Source organism: Acetobacter lovaniensis (genome assembly GCF_014207635.1).
Lineage (GTDB): Bacteria > Pseudomonadota > Alphaproteobacteria > Acetobacterales > Acetobacteraceae > Acetobacter > Acetobacter lovaniensis.
Genome location: NZ_JACHIE010000003.1, coordinates 66,704 through 87,686, shown reverse-complemented (window position 1 = coordinate 87,686; position 20,983 = coordinate 66,704). Strand labels below are relative to the sequence as shown.

15 protein-coding genes are annotated in these 20,983 nt (G+C 61.8%); 8 read left to right on the top strand and 7 right to left on the bottom strand.

Translation table 11 applies throughout. From position 1 onward, the window contains the following. The first annotated feature begins 6 nt into the window (after positions 1-6). The 5 genes from gshB (at position 7) to HNR55_RS05185 (ending at position 4,348) form a co-directional block, all read left to right on the top strand. Positions 7-1,002 (top strand): glutathione synthase, encoded by a 996-nt coding sequence (gshB, locus tag HNR55_RS05205; protein ID WP_166112347.1) that lies wholly within the window; start codon positions 7-9, stop codon positions 1,000-1,002. 135 nt (positions 1,003-1,137) lie between these two features. Then, positions 1,138-1,833: a class I SAM-dependent methyltransferase gene (locus tag HNR55_RS05200; protein ID WP_166112344.1), complete on the top strand. Its 696-nt coding sequence runs from the start codon at positions 1,138-1,140 to the stop codon at positions 1,831-1,833. 153 nt (positions 1,834-1,986) lie between these two features. Further along, on the top strand, positions 1,987-3,252 hold the full coding sequence (locus HNR55_RS05195) for a heme-copper oxidase family protein (RefSeq protein ID WP_166112341.1): 1,266 nt from the start codon (positions 1,987-1,989) through the stop codon (positions 3,250-3,252). After that, positions 3,249-4,214, top strand: a complete 966-nt coding sequence (locus tag HNR55_RS05190; protein ID WP_166112338.1) for a heme o synthase — start codon at positions 3,249-3,251, stop codon at positions 4,212-4,214. The genes HNR55_RS05195 and HNR55_RS05190 overlap by 4 nt, the downstream gene beginning before the upstream one ends. Further along, the gene (locus HNR55_RS05185) at positions 4,211-4,348 is read left to right on the top strand and encodes a hypothetical protein (RefSeq protein WP_166112335.1); all 138 of its coding nucleotides are present in this window, start codon (positions 4,211-4,213) and stop codon (positions 4,346-4,348) included. The genes HNR55_RS05190 and HNR55_RS05185 overlap by 4 nt, the downstream gene beginning before the upstream one ends. A 112-nt stretch (positions 4,349-4,460) precedes the next feature. Here the strand turns inward: HNR55_RS05185 and HNR55_RS05180 are convergent, their stop codons facing one another. The 6 genes from HNR55_RS05180 to HNR55_RS05155 all read right to left on the bottom strand — a co-directional run bounded on the left by HNR55_RS05180 (position 4,461) and on the right by HNR55_RS05155 (position 12,355). Then, positions 4,461-5,414 carry a Tim44 domain-containing protein gene (locus HNR55_RS05180; protein WP_166112332.1) on the bottom strand — a complete coding sequence of 318 codons (954 nt, stop codon included), beginning with the start codon at positions 5,412-5,414 and terminating at the stop codon, positions 4,461-4,463. A gap of 24 nt (positions 5,415-5,438) precedes the next feature. Further along, positions 5,439-6,779 carry a TldD/PmbA family protein gene (locus HNR55_RS05175; RefSeq protein ID WP_166112329.1) on the bottom strand — a complete coding sequence of 447 codons (1,341 nt, stop codon included), beginning with the start codon at positions 6,777-6,779 and terminating at the stop codon, positions 5,439-5,441. Further along, on the bottom strand, positions 6,776-8,041 hold the full coding sequence (locus tag HNR55_RS05170; protein ID WP_166112326.1) for a M16 family metallopeptidase: 1,266 nt from the start codon (positions 8,039-8,041) through the stop codon (positions 6,776-6,778). The genes HNR55_RS05175 and HNR55_RS05170 overlap by 4 nt, the downstream gene beginning before the upstream one ends. Positions 8,042-8,105: 64 nt before the next feature. Continuing rightward, positions 8,106-9,506, bottom strand: coding sequence for a threonine synthase (gene thrC, locus HNR55_RS05165; RefSeq protein ID WP_166112323.1), 1,401 nt, complete (start codon positions 9,504-9,506; stop codon positions 8,106-8,108). Between the two features lie 64 nt (positions 9,507-9,570). Further along, entirely contained in the window at positions 9,571-10,722 is a 1,152-nt protein-coding gene (locus tag HNR55_RS05160) for an L-dopachrome tautomerase-related protein (protein WP_166112320.1), read from the bottom strand. Positions 10,723-10,849: 127 nt separating this feature from the next. Continuing rightward, the gene (locus HNR55_RS05155) at positions 10,850-12,355 is read right to left on the bottom strand and encodes a carboxypeptidase M32 (RefSeq protein ID WP_166112317.1); all 1,506 of its coding nucleotides are present in this window, start codon (positions 12,353-12,355) and stop codon (positions 10,850-10,852) included. A 102-nt stretch (positions 12,356-12,457) separates the two neighbouring features. On the opposite strand from HNR55_RS05155, the gene HNR55_RS05150 reads away from it, so the two are divergent. The 3 genes from HNR55_RS05150 to HNR55_RS05140 are packed head-to-tail and all read left to right on the top strand — an operon-like array spanning position 12,458 to position 20,066. Next, positions 12,458-14,386, top strand: coding sequence for a tetratricopeptide repeat protein (locus HNR55_RS05150; protein WP_264813645.1), 1,929 nt, complete (start codon positions 12,458-12,460; stop codon positions 14,384-14,386). Between the two features lie 15 nt (positions 14,387-14,401). Next, positions 14,402-17,068, top strand: a complete 2,667-nt coding sequence (gene mutS / locus HNR55_RS05145) for a DNA mismatch repair protein MutS (protein ID WP_166112314.1) — start codon at positions 14,402-14,404, stop codon at positions 17,066-17,068. Between the two features lie 46 nt (positions 17,069-17,114). Next, positions 17,115-20,066 carry a [protein-PII] uridylyltransferase gene (locus tag HNR55_RS05140; protein WP_166112311.1) on the top strand — a complete coding sequence of 984 codons (2,952 nt, stop codon included), beginning with the start codon at positions 17,115-17,117 and terminating at the stop codon, positions 20,064-20,066. Here HNR55_RS05140 and HNR55_RS05135 read toward each other — a convergent pair. Then, the gene (locus HNR55_RS05135; protein ID WP_166112686.1) at positions 20,058-20,930 is read right to left on the bottom strand and encodes an NUDIX hydrolase; all 873 of its coding nucleotides are present in this window, start codon (positions 20,928-20,930) and stop codon (positions 20,058-20,060) included. The genes HNR55_RS05140 and HNR55_RS05135 overlap by 9 nt on opposite strands. Between the last annotated feature and the right edge of the window lie 53 nt (positions 20,931-20,983).

Below are 20,983 nucleotides of genomic sequence, written 5' to 3'. Positions count from 1 at the left end.
GAGTTTATGGCTTCTCCACGGCTTGTGGCGGTCCAGATGGACCCACTTGAGCATGTTAATATTGATGGGGATTCAACCTTCGCCCTGATGCTCGAAGCACAGGCCCGCGGGCATAGCCTGTTTGTGTACGAAGTAGGGTCCATGGCTCTGGATGAAGGTGTGCACGAAGCGCGTGGCGCAACCCGTACCGATGTGACGGCCCTGATGCGCCCGGTTACCGTGCGGCGGGAAAAAGGGCGACACGCCACATTCGGCGATGCCGGGCGCCGCTCGCTGCGTACGATGGATGTGGTGCTCATGCGCCAGGACCCACCGTTTGACATGGCTTATATTACCGCCACGCATATGCTGGACCATATCCACGGCGTTGGTCCCGGCCGCGCGCTCGTGGTCAATGACCCGCGCTGGGTGCGTGACAGCCCGGAAAAACTGCTGGTCACGCATTTTCCCCAGCTTATGCCGCCAACACTGGTGACATGGGATATCGAGCAGATTCGGGCATTTCGCGCCAAATGGAAAGACATTATTGTCAAACCCCTGTTTGGTAACGGCGGGAGTGGCGTTTTCCGGATTAAAGCGGATGACCAGAACCTGAACGCCCTGCTGGAAATGCACTTTGCCCGCTCGCGCGAACCCCTCATGATCCAGCGGTACGAACCCGCCGTAACTGCGGGGGACAAGCGCATTATTCTGGTGGATGGTCAGCCGATTGGTGCGATCAACCGCGTGCCATCGGGGGATGACCACCGCTCCAACATGCATGTGGGGGGCGTGGCCTGCAAAGTGGAGCTGAGTGCCCGTGACCGCGAGATTTGTGAGGCGATCGGGCCGTTTCTTAAAGAACATGGCCTGATTTTTGTGGGGATTGATGTTATTGGGCAGTATCTGACGGAAATCAATGTGACATCTCCCACCGGTTTGCAGGAGCTGGAACGGTTTGATGGCATAAATGGTGCCGCCAGCATATGGGATTGTATTGAACGTAAGTTGTCTGTCCAATAAAAGCAGTCAGACCCTGTTGGGCGGTATCATGCCGGGCTGCCACACAAGGGCACTTTTGTGGTGCATGCCGCAAGCAGGAAGGATGAGAGTATAGTGGCTCTTGAAGAAATGTCCGTCAGCGGGCAGAGAGAGAACATGAGTGACGTTCTCCAAGAATACCCCTCCAGCGGAGGGGAAAGCCCCGTACCCCCTCCCTCGCGTTCCGCGCTTGATGCGGAGGCCGTCAAACAGGCCTATCGGCGTTGGGCCAATGTCTATGATCTGGGATTCGGTGGTATTTCGCGTTTCGGCCGCCTCAAGGCGGTCAACACGATCAATGCCCTGCCCGGCAGGGATGTGCTCGAAGTGGGTGTGGGGACCGGGCTTGCGCTCCCGCATTACAACCGCAGCAAGGCCATTACCGGTATCGACCTGTCAACCGACATGCTGGCCAAGGCGCGCGAACGCGTCAAACGCGATAACCTGAGCAATGTGACGGCCCTGCTGGAAATGGATGCAGAGGACACCACGTTCGAAGACAACTCGTTTGATGCCGCCGTTGCCATGTTTGTTGCATCCGTTGTGCCGCACCCGCGCAAGCTGCTGTGTGAGCTTAAGCGTGTTGTCCGTCCGGGCGGGCATATCCTGTTCATCAACCATTTTCTGGCCCCCGGCGGTATCCGCGGTGCAGTGGAACACGCCATGGCGCGCGCCTCCCACTCGCTGGGCTGGCACCCCGATTTTGCCATGGAATCGCTTCTCCCGCAGGCAGACATCGCGCGGGCGACTATTCAGCCAGTGCGGCCTTTTGGCCTTTTCACGCTGGTTACTCTGGAAAATCTGCCGGATTAATAAACATGTGCGCTCCAGTGTTGGCTGGGGCGCTAGACATGCGTGGCTTGGCAGAATGCTTTTGTGCCATAAAACACTAGAATATGGTCGTTTTTTGTCTAGCGGGTTTACTGTTCTCCATTACGGACCTGCACAGAATATGGAACATGGAGCATGATCTCGGCTCACAGCCTGTCTCACCAGTATTCGGCTCCGGTGGATAAAACCGCCAGCCAACGGCAGGATGCCGCTGCTGGAACAGCCTATCTGCTGCTTGCTGCTTCTGCCGCTCTTGTCGGTGGGGGTGTTTCCGTTCTGGCAGGCATGGGCATGCTGCCTGCAACCGGGCTGTGGGGCAGGCTTGCACAGGCCCATCCGGCCCTGATGCTCCTGTATGTTGTTGTTCCCGCACTGGTTAGTGGTTTTGGCACGCTCTGGCTGCCCCGCGCCCTTGGGCGGGGGAGCATGCTGCTGGGGCGGCTTAATCTGGCAGCCGTTGGCGTGTTTGCTCTGGCTGCGGTGCTGACCTGCACTCTGCCCGATGTGCGTATTGCCCATATTCTGTGGTCACTGGGTACGCTTATGTCCGCCATGGTGCTGTTGAGCACTATTTTTGACAGTTGTGCCGATAGTCTGGAACAGACGTCTTTCTCCCCCTTCGTGTGGGGGGAAATGCTGTCTGCTGCCGTGCTGTTGCTGAGTGTTCCGGTTTTTGCGGCTGCCACGCTGCGGACATGGCTGTGGCCTGCGACCAACCCTGTGATCGGCGCTGAGTATTTTGCAGCCCCCATCGGGTTGATTGTCCTGCTGGCCGGGTTCGGGATCGTGTTTGAAATGGCCGCCCGCATCGGGCAGGTTAAAACACGCCCTGTTGCCTACATTATGGCGGCTACCGCAGCTTCGGGCGTTGTGGCATGGGCCAAGAGCAGTCTGGCGCATGGAGCCGATAGCCAGACGGCGCAAATGGTTGGCAACAGCCTGCTGGCGTTGTGCTCCCTTTCCGCCGTATGCCTTGCTGGTCTGTGGCTTGCGGGCACATGGAAAGCCCGGGTTTCGTTGCGTACGCCGCTGCTGTGGGGCATGGGTTTTCTGGCCGTTGTGGCCGGTGGCTGGGTTGTCCAGCTTGTGCAGGGCACAGGTCTGCACCCGGCTTTGCAGCTTGGCGCGCTTTATGCCGTTTGCGGTGGCTTTTACCTCTGGCGGGGTGAGGCCTGCGGGTTCTGGTACCCACAAAAGCTGGCCCGCCTGCACTTTGTATTAACGGCGGCGGCAACGCTCTGCCTGTTTGTTTCTGGCATGCAGGTGCTGGGTTGTGCCCTGTTTGGCATGGCCGCACTGGTATTTGTGCTGGCAGCAGTGATCAGCTTCCAGCGTGATATTCCCATGGTTGCTGGTCATGCAAATGCGGCAGCGGGTGTGGCCGGAGGGGCTGCCCTATGAGCGAAGCCAGTCTTTCCGAGCCGCAGGCCAGACGGCCACGTTTTAAAACGGAGCAGGTTGGTACGCAGGCGCGTGACTGGCTGGCCTTGCTCAAGCCCCGGGTTATTTCACTGGTCGTGTTTACGGGTGCTGCGGGCATGTTCATGGCACCCGGGCACCTTGACCCGTTTGTGGGGCTGGTTACCATCTTCTGCATCTGTCTGGCCTCGGGCGCTGCCGGGGCCATTAACATGTGGTACGACCGGGATATTGACGCGGTCATGCAGCGGACCATTACACGGCCGGTGCCCTCGGGGCGTATTCCCCAGAACGAGGCTCTGGCCTACGGGGTTGGTCTTTCCTGTCTGTCCGTCTGCCTTATGTGGATTGCAACCAATACACTGGCTGCCGCTATTCTGGCGTTTTCCATTTTCTTCTATTCCGTTATTTACACCATGTGGCTCAAGCGCTCCACGCCGCAGAACATTGTTATCGGTGGGGCGGCGGGCGCCTTCCCCCCCATGATCGGCTGGGCGGCTGCTACGGGCCATATGGCGCTTATGCCGGTGGTCATGTTCGGTATTGTGTTCTTCTGGACACCGCCGCATTTCTGGTCTCTGGCGTTGTACGCCTGCAAGGATTACGGGCGCGCGGGTATTCCCATGTTGCCGGTTGTGCGTGGCATGCGCCATACGCGGTGGCAGATATTCTCTTACACACTGGTTCTGCTCGCTGTTTCGCTTATCCCGTCTTTTGTGGGGGAGAGCGGGCTGATCTACACGGTGACTGCCGTGGTGCTGGGGCTTGGTTTTGTTGCCTGTGCTGTGCGCGTGCTTCTGGAACCGCAGGACGAAAACGGCGTCAGCCAGAAGGGCGATAAGGCTGCGCGGATCTCGTTCCGGTTTTCTCTGGCTTATCTGTTCTTTCTGTTCTGTGGCCTTCTTGGTGACCACTTCTTTCAGATATGGATGCACTCAGCATGACCACTCTTCCAATGGAGCAGCCCCCAGAGCAGCTTGAACGGCAGAAGCGGCAGAGCCAGCGGGTACGGAGCATGCTTGTGTTCATGCTTGTTCTGGCTGGTATTATGTTCGGGCTGACAGTGTTCCACCCGTAATGCCATGCCCGGTATGGGCCACTAGCGGTGCTTCCTGTAGTGAACGCATACAAAAACCCCGCCTTCCATAAGGAAGGCGGGGTTTTCTATTACACTACAGTTGACCCGAGGTTTAGCGGGCCTGCTGAATGGCTGAAAGCAGCCAGCGTCCCCCGCGGGAAGGACGGACGAATGTCCAGACTTCGGTAATGGTTACGGGGGTGGTGGAACTGCCATCAATCACCTGACCGGTGGCATTGGTTGTCAGGTCGATTAGGCTGTAACGCATGGCAACACTTGCGTAATCCATGTTGTTCTCGCGCCATGCTTCGGCCAGATCCCCCTGAAGGAAACGCACATCCGAGACAACGTTGCGCGCACCCTGACTGGCCAGAGTTGCCAGTTGCTCATTGAAGTAGGAGACCATTTCCGGCGTGGCCATCTGCTGCATGGCCGGAATGTTCTGCTGGTTCCACGCACTCTGAATATCCATCAGCGTTTGCTGGAAGGACTGGTAATCCGCCGTGGTAATCTGCACGGGCGCTCCCCCTGCGGATGGGGTAGGGGCGACAGGAGCCGCGCCGGGCATACCGCGCGGAGAGGACATGCCAAACCCGTTAATGCCCTGACTGGAACGCCCGAAACGGCGGATCAGCCACAGGACAAACATGACCACCAGCCCGATCTGGACCAGAAGCCCCAGAAAGCTGAAGAAGCCGTGCATCCCGCCCATAAAGCCATGGCCGCTCAACATACCAAACAGCCCGGCCCCCAGAAAACCACCGGCCAGACCGGTCAGGAATGGGTGGCGGTTGGGAGAGCCCATGGGGCGGGCAAAGGGAGCTGCCATCTGTGGTGCGCCATAGCCAGGGGTGGGCGCAGTGCGCGGCGTAATGGAGCGGTCCATGGGGGCGGTACTGTACGGCGTTGTGCGCGTAACAGGGGGGGCACTCCATGTGCGGCTACCACGGCTCCCCATGGACCCACCCTGACCGGGCCGTGCATCGGCCTGTATGGCCAATGGTCCGGCCAGCAGGCTGGCAGCCAGCAAGGCATGAAGGGTTGATCGCAGCAGACGTGATTTCACTGGTTTTGGGTCTCCGGCTAACAGTTATGCCCCGGCAGTATTCAGGACATCTGTGCGTAATGTGGGGGCGTCGGTGCCAAAACGGAATACCAGATCATCCGCTAATGTGATGGAAGCAAAAATTTCCAGCAGATTCCCCGCAAGCGTAAAGCCCGCTACAGGCTCGGCTATCTGACCATCACGGATCATGAAGCCCGAGGCACCACGGCTGTAATCCCCGGTCAGGCCGTTAATGGAGGAGCCCATCATTTCCGTAATGTACAGCCCTTCCCGAATGTCGGCCATCAGGGCTGAGGGGGAAAGATGACCGGGCTCAAAGAATAGGTTGCTTGCCGAGGGACCGGGCGGGCTGGCCGTGCCGCGGGCTGCGCGGGCATTGCTTTGCAGGCCAAGCTGGCGCGCGCTCCGGCTGTCCAGCACCCAGGTTTGTAAAACGCCACCCTGTACGAGCGAAAGCGGGGCGACGGCCATGCCCTCTCCGTCAAACGGGCGGGAGCGCAGGCCCTTTATGCGGGTCGGGTCATCGGTAATGCCAACCGAGCTGGCAAAAATGGCCTGCCCCATTTTGTCTTTAAGGAAGGATGTGCCACGGGCAATGGCGGTGCCCGTAATGGCCCCCACAAAATGCCCCAGAAAGCTGCCAGCAACCCGCGGATCAAACACAACAGGGTAGCGCCCCGTTTTAGGGCGGCTCGGGTTCAGGCGTGCAACTGCTTTTTGCCCGGCATTGCGGCCCAGTTCTGCCGGGTCCTTCAGGTCATGCAGCCAGACTGTGCCGTGGTAGTCGTAATCACGCTGCATGCCATCCCCCGTACCTGCCAGAACACAGACAGAGTTGGAATGGCTGGTGCGGCTGTAAGTGCCCGCAAACCCGGCGGAGGTTGCCAGAGTAATGTCGGTGCGCCCCCATGACGCACTGCTCCCCGCGCTGTTGGTCACGCCTGTTATGGCCAGTGCGGCTTCTTCCCCCGCCTGAGCGCGTGCAAGCAGGGCGGCTGTATCGGGCTCGGCCGGGTCCGCCAGTTCCAGAGCATTGGTCTGGAATGTGCCTTGCATGGCGTTGGGCGCAAGGCCCGCATACTGGTCGTCGGGGAGCACGCGGGCCATGGCCAGAGCCTGCTCGACCAGCGCGCCGAACTTGGCCCGGTCCGGAGTTGTGGTGGAGACAATGGCATTTTTGTTGCCAACAAAAACCCTCAACCCCAGATCGGTTGTTTCCGAGCGTTCCAGTTCTTCTGTCACGCCATTGCGCACACCAGCGCCTACAGCGGTACTGCTGACAAAAACGGCATCGGCGGCATCCGCCCCACTGGTGCGGGCAAGTTTAACCAGATCGGCAATAAGGTCGAGGGGCTGTTGCGTCATGCTGCCAGTGTCTCCTTGATGCTTTGCAGGGAAGGAATGTGGCCGATGGGGCCAAGGGCCGCAAGCGTTGGCGTTCCAGCAAAAATGCGGGCTGCCGCACGGCAGATATCCTCACGCGTGACGGCCTCGATCTTGGCGACCGTTTCATGCGTGGGGATGACGCGGCCAAAAATCTGGAGTTGCCGTGCAATCTGCTCGCAGCGGCTGCCCGTGCTTTCGAGCGACATGAGCAGGGAGGATTTAAGCTGCGCGCGGGCCCGCACCAGTTCGTCCATGCTCACTTCCAGCTGGACCTTGCGGAGTTCTTCCAGTGTTACGGGAATAAGCTCTGCGCATTCCTTTTCCCCCGTACCTGCGTAAATGCCAAACACGCCGCCGCCTTCAAACGGGGCGTTAAAGGAATAGACCGAGTACACCAGCCCGCGTTTTTCCCGGATTTCCTGAAAAAGACGTGAGGACATGCCCCCACCCAGCAGGGTGGAAAGCAGCAGGGCAGCGTAATAGTCGGGGTCATGGTACCCGGTGGAAGGGAAGCCAAGCACAATATGCGCCTGATCCAGTTCCTTGATCTGGCGGAACTCGCCCCCGGCGTAGTGTGCGGTCTCCATGGCTGGCGCTTTGGTGGTGGGCAGGTGCGCAAAATGCTGCTCAACCTGCGTAACAACAGCCTGATGCTCCAGATTGCCAGCAGCAGCCACAATCATGTTCGCAGGGTTGTAGTGCGTGCGCATATATGAGGTGAGCGTATCGCGCTGCATGCCCTTGATCAGCGCCTCGGTGCCCAGAATGGGGCGCCCCATGGGCTGGTTGGGAAAAGCAGTTTCCTGAAAATGGTCAAAAACAACGTCATCCGGCGTGTCGTTTGCCTGACCGATTTCTTGCAAGATCACGCCCCGCTCGCGTTCAAGCTCGGCGGCATCAAACGTGGAGTGGGTGAGAATATCGCCAATAATGTCGATCCCCAGCCCAAGATTTTCCTTGAGAAGCTTGACGTAAAAAACCGTCTGCTCACGGGCGGTGTAGGCGTTGATATGCCCACCCACGTTTTCAATCTCTTCTGCAATGCGCAGGGCAGAGCGGCTGGTCGTGCCTTTGAAGGCCATGTGTTCCAGAAAATGGGATACGCCATTTTCCGCCGCGGTTTCGTTCCGGGTGCCAGCGGAAATATAGGCTCCAAAGGAAACGGTTTCCACACGGTCCATACGTTCGGTCACAACGGTCAGGCCGGAGGGCAGGCGGGTGAGCTGGATGGGGTCTGTCATTCTTGTCCTGAAAAACAGCAGGGCTGCCGCGTGGGCAGCCCTGCAATGGGGGAGGGTGTTTTACTTAGCCTGCGTTGGAAAGGACCGCCGCGCGGACTGCATCCTTGATCGCGCCTTCGGTCGCGGGGACCGTGCGGTAACGCTCCTCCCGCTCGAACAGGTCCGCCAGATGCACGGGGAGCGCGGGATGAATACCCGTAGCGGCTACCATGGCGTCGGGGAACTTGGCCGGGTGCGCCGTGGCTTCGGCCACCATGGGAATACCCGGCTGGCGGAAGCGGCGGCCAGCGGCAATGCCAATGGCGGAATGCGGGTCGGCCATATAGCTGGACCGCTGGTGCAGGGTGCGGATTTCGGCCTCGGTCTGGGCATCATCCAGCGCCAGACCGGAGAACAGGGTGCGGGCGTTCTCCCAGACTTCGGCTGGTACGTCCATATGCCCCGTGCTGCGGAAGCCGGTCATGATGCGGGCGCAGGCCGGGGCATCCCGCCCGAGCAGTTCAAACAGCAGGCGCTCGAAGTTGGAAGAAACCTGAATGTCCATGGAGGGGGAGAGGCTGGGCACCACTCCTTTGATGGTCATGTCATTGGCGTTGAGGAAGCGGGTGAGAATGTCGTTCCGGTTGGAGCCAACGCAAAGCTGGCGGATGGGCAGGCCCATCTTGCGCGCAGCCCATGCCGCCAGAATATTGCCGAAGTTGCCCGTGGGCACGGCAAAGGAGACTTCACGCTCCGGCGCGCCCAGAGCAAGTGCGGCATGCACATAGTACGGGATTTGCGCGGCAATACGTGCCCAGTTGATGGAGTTGACGGCGGAAAGGTGCATTTCCCGGCGGAAGGGAAGATCCGCAAACAGGCTTTTTACCAGATCCTGACAATCATCAAACGTGCCTTCAACCGCAAGGTTGGTCACGTTGGGTTCGCGCACGGTGGTCATCTGCCTGCGCTGGACTTCCGATGTGCGGCCCTTGGGGTGCAGAATGATCACGGACAGGCGTTTGCGACCCCGGCAGGCTTCAATGGCAGCGGAGCCCGTATCCCCCGAGGTGGCGCCGACAATGGTGACGTGCTCGTTACGCTGGGTCAGAACATGTTCAAAAAGCTGGCCAAGCACCTGCATGGCCATGTCCTTGAAGGCAAGGGTCGGGCCGTGGAACAGTTCCTGCACGAACAGTCCGTCCTCCACCTGTGTCAGCGGCACAATGGCGGGGTGGTCAAAACCGGCATAGGCTTTGGCGCACAGGGTTTTGAGCGTGTCTTCGTCAATGTCGGAGCCGGTAAAGCGGGCCAGAATATGGGCGGCCAGCTCCGGGTAGGGCAGGGCACGCATGGCCTGCCACTCGGCTAGCGAGAATTCGGGCCATGTCTGTGGCAGATACAGCCCGCCATCTTCGGCAAGACCACTCAGCAGAACATCGGAAAAAGAAAGAACGGGAGCATTCCCGCGTGTGGAAATGTAGCGCATGAGGGCGTTTATATCCTGAATGACGGATGCCGCGAAGTGGCTTGTACGATAATTTCGGCAGCGCCTAGCCCGGCGGGGGTGTTGTGGGCAGGGTCAGCTCGTAAATGGTGATCGGCCATGTAATGGTGGCCGAGGGCGCGCCAAAAGCCGTGCTGTGGTTGAGCTGACTGGCGGAAACATACAGGTGCCCGTGCCCGTCCAGCCCCGGTGTGGTGGGCCATTGCAGGCGCGGGTCGGTGATCAGCCTGCGTGGCACCCGTCCGGTGGTGTAGCTGAGAATGCTCGATGTTGTGATGTCGGCCCAGTAAAGCGTGCCGTCATTATCAATGGTCATGCCGCCAAGCGATGGGGTTTTGAACCATTGTGTCACGCTTTCCTCAAACGCGGCGGGGGTTATGTCGGGGTCGGTAAAAATGGCGGTGGACACGCGGGAGAGGTATTGCCCCGGAGCCTGAAGCACAATCCACGTGCCATCGGGGCTGACCGCAACCATGCTGGCATCCACGGCTGCGTAACGGCCTGTGTTGTCCCGCACCGGGCCGGTGGGCGTTACAATCGGGCGGCTGGCAATAAGGTCGGGGTGGTGGTCCAGAAAGCGCCGGGCTGTGGCGGTGGCAATGTCAATCACCAGCAGGCCCGCAACGCCTGAATCGGGCACGTAAGCCGTAGTGCCATGCACGGCAATGCCCGACAGAATGCTCCCCGGCCGCAAGGCGCTGGCCTGTACGGGTACCGTGCGGAGTACGGTGTTGGTGCCAGGGTCAATTTCCACCAGTTTGGGGGCGGCTACGGGCGGGTTCTTGCGGTTTGTCACGCCGCTGTCGAGCACCCATATGTGGCCGTCCGCGGTTCTGGTCAGCCCGCCAAGGGCTACAAACCGGGTTTGTGCCTCCCCTTCGGGCGCGTTCCATGCAGCATTGGGCCATGCGGCCAGTTGCCCGTTTGTGTCCCGCACAAAAAGCTGCGGGCCGGTGTTGCCAACCCATGCCGGGGCTTCCAGCAGCATGCGCCCGTCAGGCAGGGGGAGTACTGCATCCCATATCTGGCTGCTGGACTGCATGAAGGGCTGGAGCGCACTGGCAGGCAGTTCCGCAATCTTGGGCATGTGCAGCGCCCATGCCGGGGCGCTGGCCAGCGGAAGAACAAACAACGCTGCCAGCAGGCCAAAAGCCGCGCGGCGACTGGGGGCGTAGGAGCGGGGGAAAAGGACAGTCATGCGCGCGGGCACCCGGTTGGTGGAGGTTTAGGCATAAAAACGTAGGCAGGAGTTTCCGCCCCACAGGCGGGCCTTGCAAACGCCTTGTGTGCAGGGCCGGTTTGTTGTGGGTGTGGTACGCTGCCTTTTACGCATCGGGCGCGCGTTCAAGGTAACGGCGGCGGATATGGGTCAGATAGGCCGTGGCGTCCAGCGGTTTGCCGGTGGCATCCTGTATGATCCGGGGCATGCTGGCACTGCGCGCGCGGCCATGAACATTCTGGCGCAGCCATGCCAGCAGGGGAGCAAAATCCCCCTGACCAATGGCGGGCAGGATGGCCGGATTGGCTTTGCAGGCGGCGTTGCGCAACTGCGCTGCGGTCATGGCACCAAGGGCATAGCAGGGGAAGTAGCCGAACAGCCCCGCAGGCCAGTGGATATCCTGCAAACAGCCGCGCCGGTCATCTGGCACGCGCAGGCCCAGCAGGGCGTGCAGGCGGTCATTGAAGGCTCCGGGCAGGTCGGCCAGTGCCAGATCGCCCGAAATCAGGGCTTTTTCCAGCTCGTAGCGGACCAGAATATGGGCGGGGTATGTGACCTCATCCGCATCCACACGAATAAAGCCGGGTTCAACATGCGTCAGGTGCCGGTGCAGGCTGGCTGCGTCCCATCCGGGGGTGTTGTCCGCCACGCCAAAACTGTTGCGAACCTGCGGAGCCAGCCAGTTTGCAAAGGTGAGGGAGCGGCAGAACTGCATTTCCATCAGCAGGGACTGGCTTTCATGCAGGGTCATGCCGCCGGACTGGCCAACAGGCTGGCTGGCCCATTCGGCTGGGAGCCCCATTTCATACAGGGCGTGGCCTGTTTCGTGCAGCACACCCATCATGGCGGGAATAAAATCGGCCTCCACGTAGCGGGTGGTCAGGCGTACGTCGTGGGTCGCACCACCGCAGAACGGGTGCGCGCTTACGTCCAGCCTGCCGCGTGTTACGTCAAACCCCATATGGTGCATCAGGCGGCGGCCCAGAGCTTCCTGCCGTGCAATGGGGAATGGACCTGCGGGGGGCTGAAGGGCTGGCAGGCTGGCCTGCTGTTCCAGCACGGAGCCAATCAGTTCAGGCAGTTCTGCGGCCAGAGACGTAAAAACAGGGTCAATGTCCGCCTGCCGTGTGCCGGGGTCAAAACTGTCGAGCAGGGCGTCGTAGTCAGTCAGCCCCATGGCCTCGCCCGTGGCGACGGCGGTCTCACGCGTCAGGCGCAGCACTTCTGCCAGATGCGGCTCAAGGCTTTTAAAGTCACTTTCCTCACGGGCGGTGCGCCATGCCATTTCGCACCGTGCCGTGGCCTGTGCGCTGGCTTCCACCAGCTCACCCGGCAGGGCGGTGGCCTGAGTGTGCTGCCTGCGCATCTGCTCCAGATTGGCAGCACGCCACGGATCATCCCCTGCTTCGGCCTCGGCCAGCAGGTCCGCCATAACCGGAGCGGTCAGGATTTCGTGGCGCAGCCCTTCCAGCATGGCCAGATTGTCGGCCCGGCGCTCGGCAGCGCCCGATGGCATCATAACTTCCTTGTCCCACCCCAAAATACCAAGGGCATCATTGAGGGAGGAAAGACGCGCAAAGTGGCGCTCGAGGGAAAGATAGGCTTTGTTCATGCAGGGGATGCTACAGCATCATGTCCGCAAACAAAATGTGTCTGATCGGGCATATCCACCTTTCAGGCCGGGTTTGGCTGCAAAATTAAAGGGGCAGACCGCGTGAACGGGAAAAAAACGGATCAGGATCCTCCGCTGGCTCCGGCGGATATGGCGCTGGCCTGTCTGGCACGGGGGGATGCCGAGCAGGCCGAATCCCTTTTGCGCGCGCATTTGCGGCTCAACCCTGCGGATGCACAGGGCTGGCACGCCATGGCCTGCATTGCCCGTGCCGGGGGGAATGCAGCGGCCGCGGTAGCCCTTGCGGGCAAGGCAGTGGAGCTGGCGGGGGAGCCGTTTTTTTATATCACGCTGGGGTTGGCCCTGCTGGAAGTGGGGCATGTGGAGCAGGCGCGTGCGGCGGCCAGTGTGGCCGTGCTTGCAACGCCCGCGGACCCCCGCGCGCATGACGCCATGGGCCAGATACTGGAAAAAGCGGGCCGCCTGCCCGAGGCTGAACAGGCCTTGAAAAAAGCACTCTCCCTGCGCCCGCTGGAGCCGGAGCGGCACATGGCGCTGGCGGCCTTTCTGGCCCGGTATGGGCGGGTGGAGGAGGCAATCAGCCTGTCCGCCCGCGCACTAAGGCTGGCGGGGGAGGATGTTGCCGCCCATAACCTGCATGCCATGCTGCTTGAGCGTGCCGGGCGTATGGGGGAGGCGGAACCGTATTTCCGGTATGTGGCGCAGGCCATGCCGGATAACCCGCAGGCTCTGGCAAATCACGGGGCAGCCCTGTTTGCCATACGGGATTATGAGGGAGCGGAGCAGGCCCTGCGCCTGTCAGCCGCACTGGCCCCGGATGTGGCGGAAACCCTGACAAATCTGGGGCTTGTGCTTATGGCGCAGGGCCGGTTGCACAGTGCCGGGCAAGCGCTGGAAGCCGCCTACAGGCAGCAACCGGATGATGCCCGGCTAGCACTTAATTACGGCACGGTGCTGATGGACCTTGGCCATACACAAACCGCGCGGGACCTGTTTACACAGGCCATGCAGCACGCCACCACGCTACAGGACCGGGCGCGTGCAACGCTGGACCTTGCCGGTCTTTGCTTGTCTGTCGGGGAGTTTGCGCAGGGGTGGGCGCTGTTTGAAGCACGCCGGGACCTGCTGGTACCCCCACATTGTGTAGCCAGCATGGCGCAGTGGGATGGGCGCACCACAACAGGTGCCGTGCTGCTCTATGCCGAGCAGGGGCTGGGCGATGCCTTGCAGTTCCTGCGCTATGTGGGGCTGGCGGCCCAAAGGGCACGGGTTAGCCTGCTGGTGCCCCAGAGTATGCACGCGCTTGTGCGCTGCCTGCTCCCCCAATGGGGTGGGCGTGTGCAGCTTTACCTGCCGGAACAGGCAGGCCATGCGGAGGCATGTTGCAGCCTGTTAAGCCTGCCCCAAAGGCTTGGGGTGGCAAGCCCTTTTGCCTGGCAGCCTGATCCTGCGTGTTTTGCAGGGCCAGTTCCGCCATGTGTGGGGGAGGGGTTACGGGTGGGGCTGTGCTGGTCGGGCAATTCTGGCTACCAGTTTGACCGCAGGCGCTCGCTCGCTCCGGCCCTGCTGGGTGGGCTGGCTGCTGTAAAAGGCGTGAGTTTTCAGGCTTTGCAGCCCTGTTCGCGGCTGGAGGATGTGCCGCTACCCCTTAGCCCCCTGCCAGCGGGGGACCTGCTGGCCACGGCCCGGATCATAGCCGGGCTGGATGTGGTGGTGAGTGTGGACACCATGGTTGTTCATCTGGCGGGCTTACTGGGTAAACCCACCCTGCTCTTGAACCGGTATGCAGGGGACTGGCGCTGGGCAGCGGCCTCTGTCTTTCCCGCAGGGGCTGGGGCTTCCCCCTGTGCGCTGGAGCGCAGTGTGTGGTACCCTTCGGTCCGGATTGTCCGGCAGCCTGCCCCGGAGGGGGATGTTCCCAGTTGGCACCACCCGCTTGCAACGGCCGCACGCTGGCTGGAGCAGGCAGTGCTATGCAAAGAGCAGGGCGGTTGCTCCCACGAATTGTAGCTTTATGATGCAGGCATGACACGTATCTCTCCCGATGGCGCTACGCCAGCCATGGCGCAGTGGTTTACGCTCAAGGCGGAAAATCCCGAAGCCCTTCTGTTCTTCCGCATGGGCGATTTTTACGAACTGTTTTTTGATGACGCCACGGCAGCCGCCGCCGCGCTGGATATTGCCCTGACCGCCCGTGGCAACCATGGGGGCGAGCCCATAGCCATGTGCGGTGTGCCCGTGGCTGCGGCTCCGGCCTATCTGTCGCGCCTGATCCGTCGGGGGTTCCGGGTTGCGGTGGCCGAGCAGACCGAGGTGCCGAGCAAGGGGCGCCCCGCCAGCAAGGGGCCGCTGGCGCGTGGCATTGTGCGGGTGGTAACGCCCGGAACGCTCACGGAGGATGAACTGCTGGAGCCCGGCCGCTCCAACCTGCTACTCGCACTGGTCTGCCCCGCTGGGGCAGATAAAGGCAAACGCCGCAAGGATGCGCCAGCGGAGGGTGCAGCCCTGTTTGGCGCTGCGTGGATTGATGTGTCCACCGGCCTGTTTGAAACCGCAAGCCTGCCCGCCACAGCCTTGCCCGCCCTGCTGGGGCGTTTGGACCCGGCGGAAATTCTGGCTGGTGCCGCCGTGGAACTGGGCGATTACGAAGCCCGCCGCGCGCCCGAGGCCACATTGCCCGCTCCCGGCAGTGCCCGCCAGCGTCTGGCCGCAGCCTTTGATGTGGCGAGTATTGAAGCCTTTGGCACGTTTTCGGACGAGGAGAGCGTGGCGGCTGCCATGGCGGTGGACTATGTGCGCCGCTCGCAGGCGGGCAAGCTGCCCCGGCTGGCCCACCCCATTGCACAAAGCCAGAATGGCGTACTGGGCATAGACCCGGCTACCCGCGCCAGTCTGGACATTCTGCGCGCGCGTGATGGCGGGGTGGAACATACCCTGTTTACAGCCATCAACCGCACGGTCAGCGCTGCAGGGGCGCGCATGCTGGCGGAATGGCTGGCCTCTCCGCTCACGGAGGTAGCGGCTATTGCCGCCCGGCAGGAGGGCTGGTGGTGGCTCAAGGACCACGCGGCCCGTTGTGCAGCCCTGCGCGATGCGCTGAAAAAAGCGCCCGATATTGCCCGTGCGCTGGGCAGGCTCTCGCTCGGTCGGGGGCTTCCGCGTGATATGGCAGGCATACGTGATGGGCTGCATGCCGCGCGTGAGGCTGCCCGTATTCTGGCAGGGCCAGACGGAGGGGATGCTGCCCGGCTTCCTGCGGTTCTGGCCCATGGCATGGGCTGGCTGGGTGCGGCCCGTGCGCTGGAGGCCGAGTTGCACACGGCACTGGCGGAAGAACTGCCCGCCCGGCTGGATGATGGCGGCGTGATTGCCGCGGGCTATGACCGGGAACTGGATGAACACCGTGTCCTGCGTGATAACTCGCGCCGCCTGATTGCCGCCTTGCAGACGGAGTACGCAACCCGGTTTGAGGTTTCCAACCTTAAGATCCGTCACCACGCCCAACTTGGTTACGTGATGGAAGTGCCTGTGGGGGCCAGTGCGCGGCTCAAGGACAATCCGGACCTTATTCTGCGGCAGGGTACGGCCAGCATGGCGCGGTTCGCAACGGAGGAACTGGCCAGCCTGAACATGCGCATTACCGAGGCGGCGGAAAAAGCCGCCCTGCGCGAAAAGCAGGTGTTCGCGGAACTGACGGCCAAAGTCCTGGCCGAGCGGGAACTGCCCGAACTGGCACAGGCACTGGCGATGCTGGATGTGTTGCAGTCCTGCGCGGCACTGGCCACGGGTGGAACATGGTGCAGGCCCGACGTGCGTGAGGATACGGCGTTTGACCTGCAAGGCTGCCGCCACCCTGTGGTGGAGGCGGCCCTGCCACGGGGGGCGCGTTTTACCCCCAATGGCTGCGTACTGGCCCCAGAGCGGCGTGTCATGCTGCTGACCGGGCCGAACATGGCCGGTAAGTCCACCTTTTTGCGGCAGACGGCGCTGGCGGTCATTCTGGCGCAGGGAGGCTTTCCCGTAGCGGCGGATTCCGCGCGCATCGGGGTGGTGGACCAGTTGTTCTCCCGTGTTGGCGCATCGGATGATCTGGCGCGCGGGCGTTCCACCTTTATGGTGGAAATGACCGAAACAGCCGCCATTCTCAATCAGGCTGGTCCGCGCTCGCTTGTGGTGGTGGATGAAATCGGGCGGGGGACCGCAACGCTGGACGGGCTGGCTATTGCCTGGTCGGTGCTGGAGGCCCTGCATTCAACGGTGCGCTGTCGTGCAATTTTTGCAACCCACTTCCACGAACTTTCGCGGCTGGTCGATACTCTGCCCCGTTTGTGCCTGCATACAATGGCGGTGCGTGAGTGGCGTGGGCAGATCGTTTTTTTGCACGAAGTGCTTGCAGGATCAGCAAAAAAAAGCTGGGGTGTACATGTGGCGCGGCTGGCTGGCGTGCCCGCAGGCGTGGTGGAGCGGGCTGGTCGGCTGCTGCGTGAACTTGAACGTGCTGAAAATACCATACCTGAACCCTTACCGCTTTTTGACACACAGAAGACATTACCTCCACCATGCGAAAATACGCTAAAGAAACGATTGATGGAGATTGACCCGGATAGCCTGACCCCCAGAGCTGCGCTGGACATTCTGTACGACCTGCGCAGGCAGGCCGGGCAGGAGACAGACACACCTGCTACTGGCTGATCCCGTCCAATCCCCGACTGTTCTCAGGAGCTGAACCCGTAACCCTATGCCCACCTCTTCCGCACAGGCTGCCGCCCGGCAGCAGACCGACATGTCCGTTCTGGCGACCCTGACGCCAGAAGCCCTTGCCGCGTGCCTGACGCGGGAGTTGCGGGACGCCACACCAGATGATGCCGCCATCCCCCCGCGGGATGAGGCCGTGGCCATTTTCCGGCGGCATCTGGGGCGTTATCAGGCGGATGTCCGCAAGCGTTTTGAGCAGTATGAACTCAAGGGGGCGGCTGCGGCCAAAACGCTCGCCACTTTTGCCGATGTCATGCTGCGCGCCATTGTGGACCTGGCCGTGCGGGCGACTACGGTGGATGCGCCATCCGCCGTGGGGGGGCGTTCGGGGTTTGCCGTTGCCGCAACGGGTGGCTACGGGCGCGGGCTGCTGGCCCCGTTCAGTGATATTGATCTGCTGTTCCTGATTGCGCAGGACGCGGGTGAGCGTGCTCATCCCGTAGTTGAGTATGTGCTGTATTTTCTGTGGGACCTGGGGGTCAAGGTCGGCCACGCCACGCGCACGATAGATGAATGTATTGCCGAGGCATCCAAGGATACAACAGTCCGTACCGCCCTGCTGGACGCGCGCCTGCTGGAAGGGGACATGGCGCTGTTCGCCATGTTCGAGGCCCGCTACATCCTCTCCTGCGTGGAGGCGGGGGCTGCGGGCTTTATTCATGACAAACGGCGTGAGCGGCTGGAACGGCACCGCAAGTTCGGGGATAGCCCCTATCTGGTCGAACCCAACATAAAGGAAGGCCGGGGCGGCCTGCGGGACCTGCAAACCCTGTACTGGATGTGTCGCAACACTTTTGGCACGCGCCATGTGCGGGACCTGCTGGCCCCGGAGTTTATATGGATGGGCCTGCTGACCGAGCAGGAAGCCGCCCGCGCCCGTCGGTCGTGGGACTTCCTGTGGACCGTGCGCCTGCATCTGCATTACGTGGCCGGGCGGGCAGAAGAACGCCTGACCTTTGACATGCAGCCCGTTATTGGCGCGCGTATGGGCTACACCCGCCACGGCCGCCAGAACGGGGTGGAGCGGTTCATGCGCCATTACTTCCTGACCGCGCGGGAAGTCATGCGTCTGACCCATGTGCTTGAACCCGCCGTGCTGCGGCAGGCGCAGGGCCCGGTGGCCAATGCCGCCAAGCCGGATGAAGCCATGCGTGAGGCAGGCTTTACCCTGCTTGATGGGCAGATCCTGCCCGACCGGGGCGTGTCCTTTGATCAGGACCCCATTAAAATGATGCAGATTCTGGACTGGGCGCGCCTGCGCCGCCGTCCACTGCACCCGCTGGCACGGCACCAGCTTATCCGGTGGGAGCGCCGGGCCATTACCCTGCGCGACAACCCCGAGGCCGCGCGCATCTTCCTCGATCTGCTATGTGGAGACACGGCAGAGGAGGAACAGCGCCCGCGCAGGCGTGGTGTGGCCCTGCCGCCGCCAGTTCCTACGGAGGAGACCTCGCCGGTCTATTCCGCCGCGTATGGCAGCCATCCGCCATCGGGCCATTCCTACTGGCTCCATATCCTGAACGAGACAGGGATTTTTGGCCGCCTTATTCCCGACTGGGCGCGTATTGTCGGGCAGATGCAGTTTGACACCTACCATGTGTTCACGGTGGATGAGCATACGGTAGAAGCCATTCGCATTCTGGACGAAGTGGCCGCCGGGCGCATGGCGGACGAAATTCCCATTGCGTATGAACTGATCAAGGGCCTGCATTCGCGCCGCGCGCTGTATATGGCCGTGCTCCTGCATGATGTGGCCAAGGGGCGTGGCGGGGACCATTCGGAAATCGGGGCCGAAATTGCCGCCGAACTCTGCCCCCGTCTAGGCATGTCGGGGGAAGAGACGGAAACAGTCTCATGGCTGGTTCTGCACCACCTCCTGCTCAGCCATACCGCCTTCCAGCGCGATATTGACGACCCCAAAACCATTCTGGACGTTGCGGATATCGTGCAGTCCCCCGAGCGTCTGCGTCTGCTGCTGCTGCTGACCATTGTGGACATGCGCGCGGTAAGCTCGCGCGTGTGGAACGCGTGGAAGGCAACCCTGCTGCGGGAGCTGTACCTGCGTGTGGCGGAAGTTCTGGCCGGTGGCCTGTCCACCACCGAGCGCGACGTGCGCGTGCGCCATGCCAAGAATGTAACCGCCGAAATTCTGGGTGAAGAGGGTGTACCCCAGCGTGACATCGAGCATTTTCTGGGGCTGGGTTACGCGGGGTACTGGCTGTCGTTCGATTACGAGACCCACAGCCGCCATGCCCGCCTGATCCGTGAGGCGGATGCGCGCGGGGCCCCCCTTACGGTGGAGGTTCTGCCTCTGCCCGCGCGGGGCGTGACCGAGGTTACCGTCTATACGGTGGACGTGCCGGGCCTGTTTTCCAAAATCGCGGGGGCGCTGGCGCTGGCCGGGGCCTCCATTGTGGACGCACGCATCCATACCATGACCCACGGCATGGCGCTCGATACGTTCTGGATTCAGGACACATCGGGTCAGGCGTATGAGGAAACACATCGTCTGGCACGCCTGACATCCCTGATCGAGCAGGGGTTGAGCGGGCAGCTTGATATTGGGGCCGAAATTGCGCGGGCAGGCTTTGGCCATATGCCGCTGCGCATGCGGGCCATCCATGTGCCCCCACGGGTGGTGGTGGATAATGGCGTGTCCAACACCTACACGGTTATCGAGGTCAATGGGCGTGACCGCCCCGGCCTGCTGCATGACGTTACCGCGGCCATGAGCCGGGAGAACCTCCAGATCGCTTCTGCCCATATTACCACCTACGGTGTGCGGGCGGTGGACGTGTTCTACGTCAAGGACCTGTTCGGCCTGAAGATTACGGACAAGAAGCGACTGGAGGAAATCCGTGAACGCCTGCTGGCCGGGTTGAAGGAGGCGGAGGCCGAGGCATCCGCCTGTGCTAACGCCCGTTACTCAGCCTGAAGTCACGCTCCGGCCCGGGCTGGCGGGCGATAGTCCTTTGTCCAGCCCGGTACGCAGTTCCATGCCCTGCGGGCTGGTGGGGTCAATCAGCCCGGTGCGCAGGAACAGGTCGATCAGTACCAGATTGACGTTGAACTTGAACTCATCCGTGTCCCGCACAATGCGGTAAGCTTCGCTGAGCGGGAGCAGGGCAAAGCTTTCCACCTCGCCATCGGCGGCGGTCGGCTCAAAGCTTTCGGGCAGGTACAGGTCGTAGCAGTATAAAATATCGCGCCGCAGCCCTTCGGGGCGGTTCAGAGCGTAGACAAGTCGCCCGACCTGCACGGCCTGCTCCGCCAGTGAGTCGGGTATGCTGGCTTCTTCTGCCGCTTCCTTGATCAGTGCCTCACGCGGGGTGTGGCCTGTGGGCATGCCGCCTGCCACCAGATGGTCCAGTTTGGAAGGGTCCAGCCGTTTGTTGGCTGCCCTCCGCCCGGTCCACAGGTGCAACCCGTCCGCCTTGCGGACAAGGCCGTTCATGTGCACACCCGTTGCTACAAACCCGAACAGGGGGAGCGCTCCGCGGTCTATACGGCCCACAACGGGCTGGTCCATGTCGGGGTAAACGTCAAACAGTTCGTGGTGGGATTTGTAAAATCCCTCTCTGGCAAGGTCTTCCCCCAGTGCTTCAAGCCCCTTGGGGTGGGGAACGTTAAAGCCTTTGTCTGGCGTGCCAAAGCCAGCCTGCTCCATGCGGGTGAACAATTCTGGCGCCAGCCAGCCAGAGGGCGTGCCATCAAGGGCAAGGGGGGCGCGCCCACCCGGAAGAGTAGCCGTGTTGCAGTCCGTCAGATGGCGGAGGAACGGGTTGGCATGGGAAGGCATAAGGGCAAAGGTCCTGTTCTTGCTGTGCCAGACACGAATGCTGTTATCGGGGC

Excerpts from the sequence above, each read along its gene's own strand:
- gshB (WP_166112347.1), top strand. The coding sequence starts at position 7 with ATGGCTTCTCCACGGCTTGTGGCGGTCCAGATGGACCCACTTGAGCAT.
- HNR55_RS05200 (WP_166112344.1), top strand. The coding sequence starts at position 1,138 with ATGAGTGACGTTCTCCAAGAATACCCCTCCAGCGGAGGGGAAAGCCCC.
- HNR55_RS05195 (WP_166112341.1), top strand. The coding sequence starts at position 1,987 with ATGATCTCGGCTCACAGCCTGTCTCACCAGTATTCGGCTCCGGTGGAT.
- HNR55_RS05190 (WP_166112338.1), top strand. The coding sequence starts at position 3,249 with ATGAGCGAAGCCAGTCTTTCCGAGCCGCAGGCCAGACGGCCACGTTTT.
- HNR55_RS05185 (WP_166112335.1), top strand. The coding sequence starts at position 4,211 with ATGACCACTCTTCCAATGGAGCAGCCCCCAGAGCAGCTTGAACGGCAG.
- HNR55_RS05175 (WP_166112329.1), bottom strand. The coding sequence starts at position 6,779 with ATGACGCAACAGCCCCTCGACCTTATTGCCGATCTGGTTAAACTTGCC.
- HNR55_RS05170 (WP_166112326.1), bottom strand. The coding sequence starts at position 8,041 with ATGACAGACCCCATCCAGCTCACCCGCCTGCCCTCCGGCCTGACCGTT.
- thrC (WP_166112323.1), bottom strand. The coding sequence starts at position 9,506 with ATGCGCTACATTTCCACACGCGGGAATGCTCCCGTTCTTTCTTTTTCC.
- HNR55_RS05160 (WP_166112320.1), bottom strand. The coding sequence starts at position 10,722 with ATGACTGTCCTTTTCCCCCGCTCCTACGCCCCCAGTCGCCGCGCGGCT.
- HNR55_RS05155 (WP_166112317.1), bottom strand. The coding sequence starts at position 12,355 with ATGAACAAAGCCTATCTTTCCCTCGAGCGCCACTTTGCGCGTCTTTCC.
- mutS (WP_166112314.1), top strand. The coding sequence starts at position 14,402 with ATGACACGTATCTCTCCCGATGGCGCTACGCCAGCCATGGCGCAGTGG.
- HNR55_RS05140 (WP_166112311.1), top strand. The coding sequence starts at position 17,115 with ATGCCCACCTCTTCCGCACAGGCTGCCGCCCGGCAGCAGACCGACATG.
- HNR55_RS05135 (WP_166112686.1), bottom strand. The coding sequence starts at position 20,930 with ATGCCTTCCCATGCCAACCCGTTCCTCCGCCATCTGACGGACTGCAAC.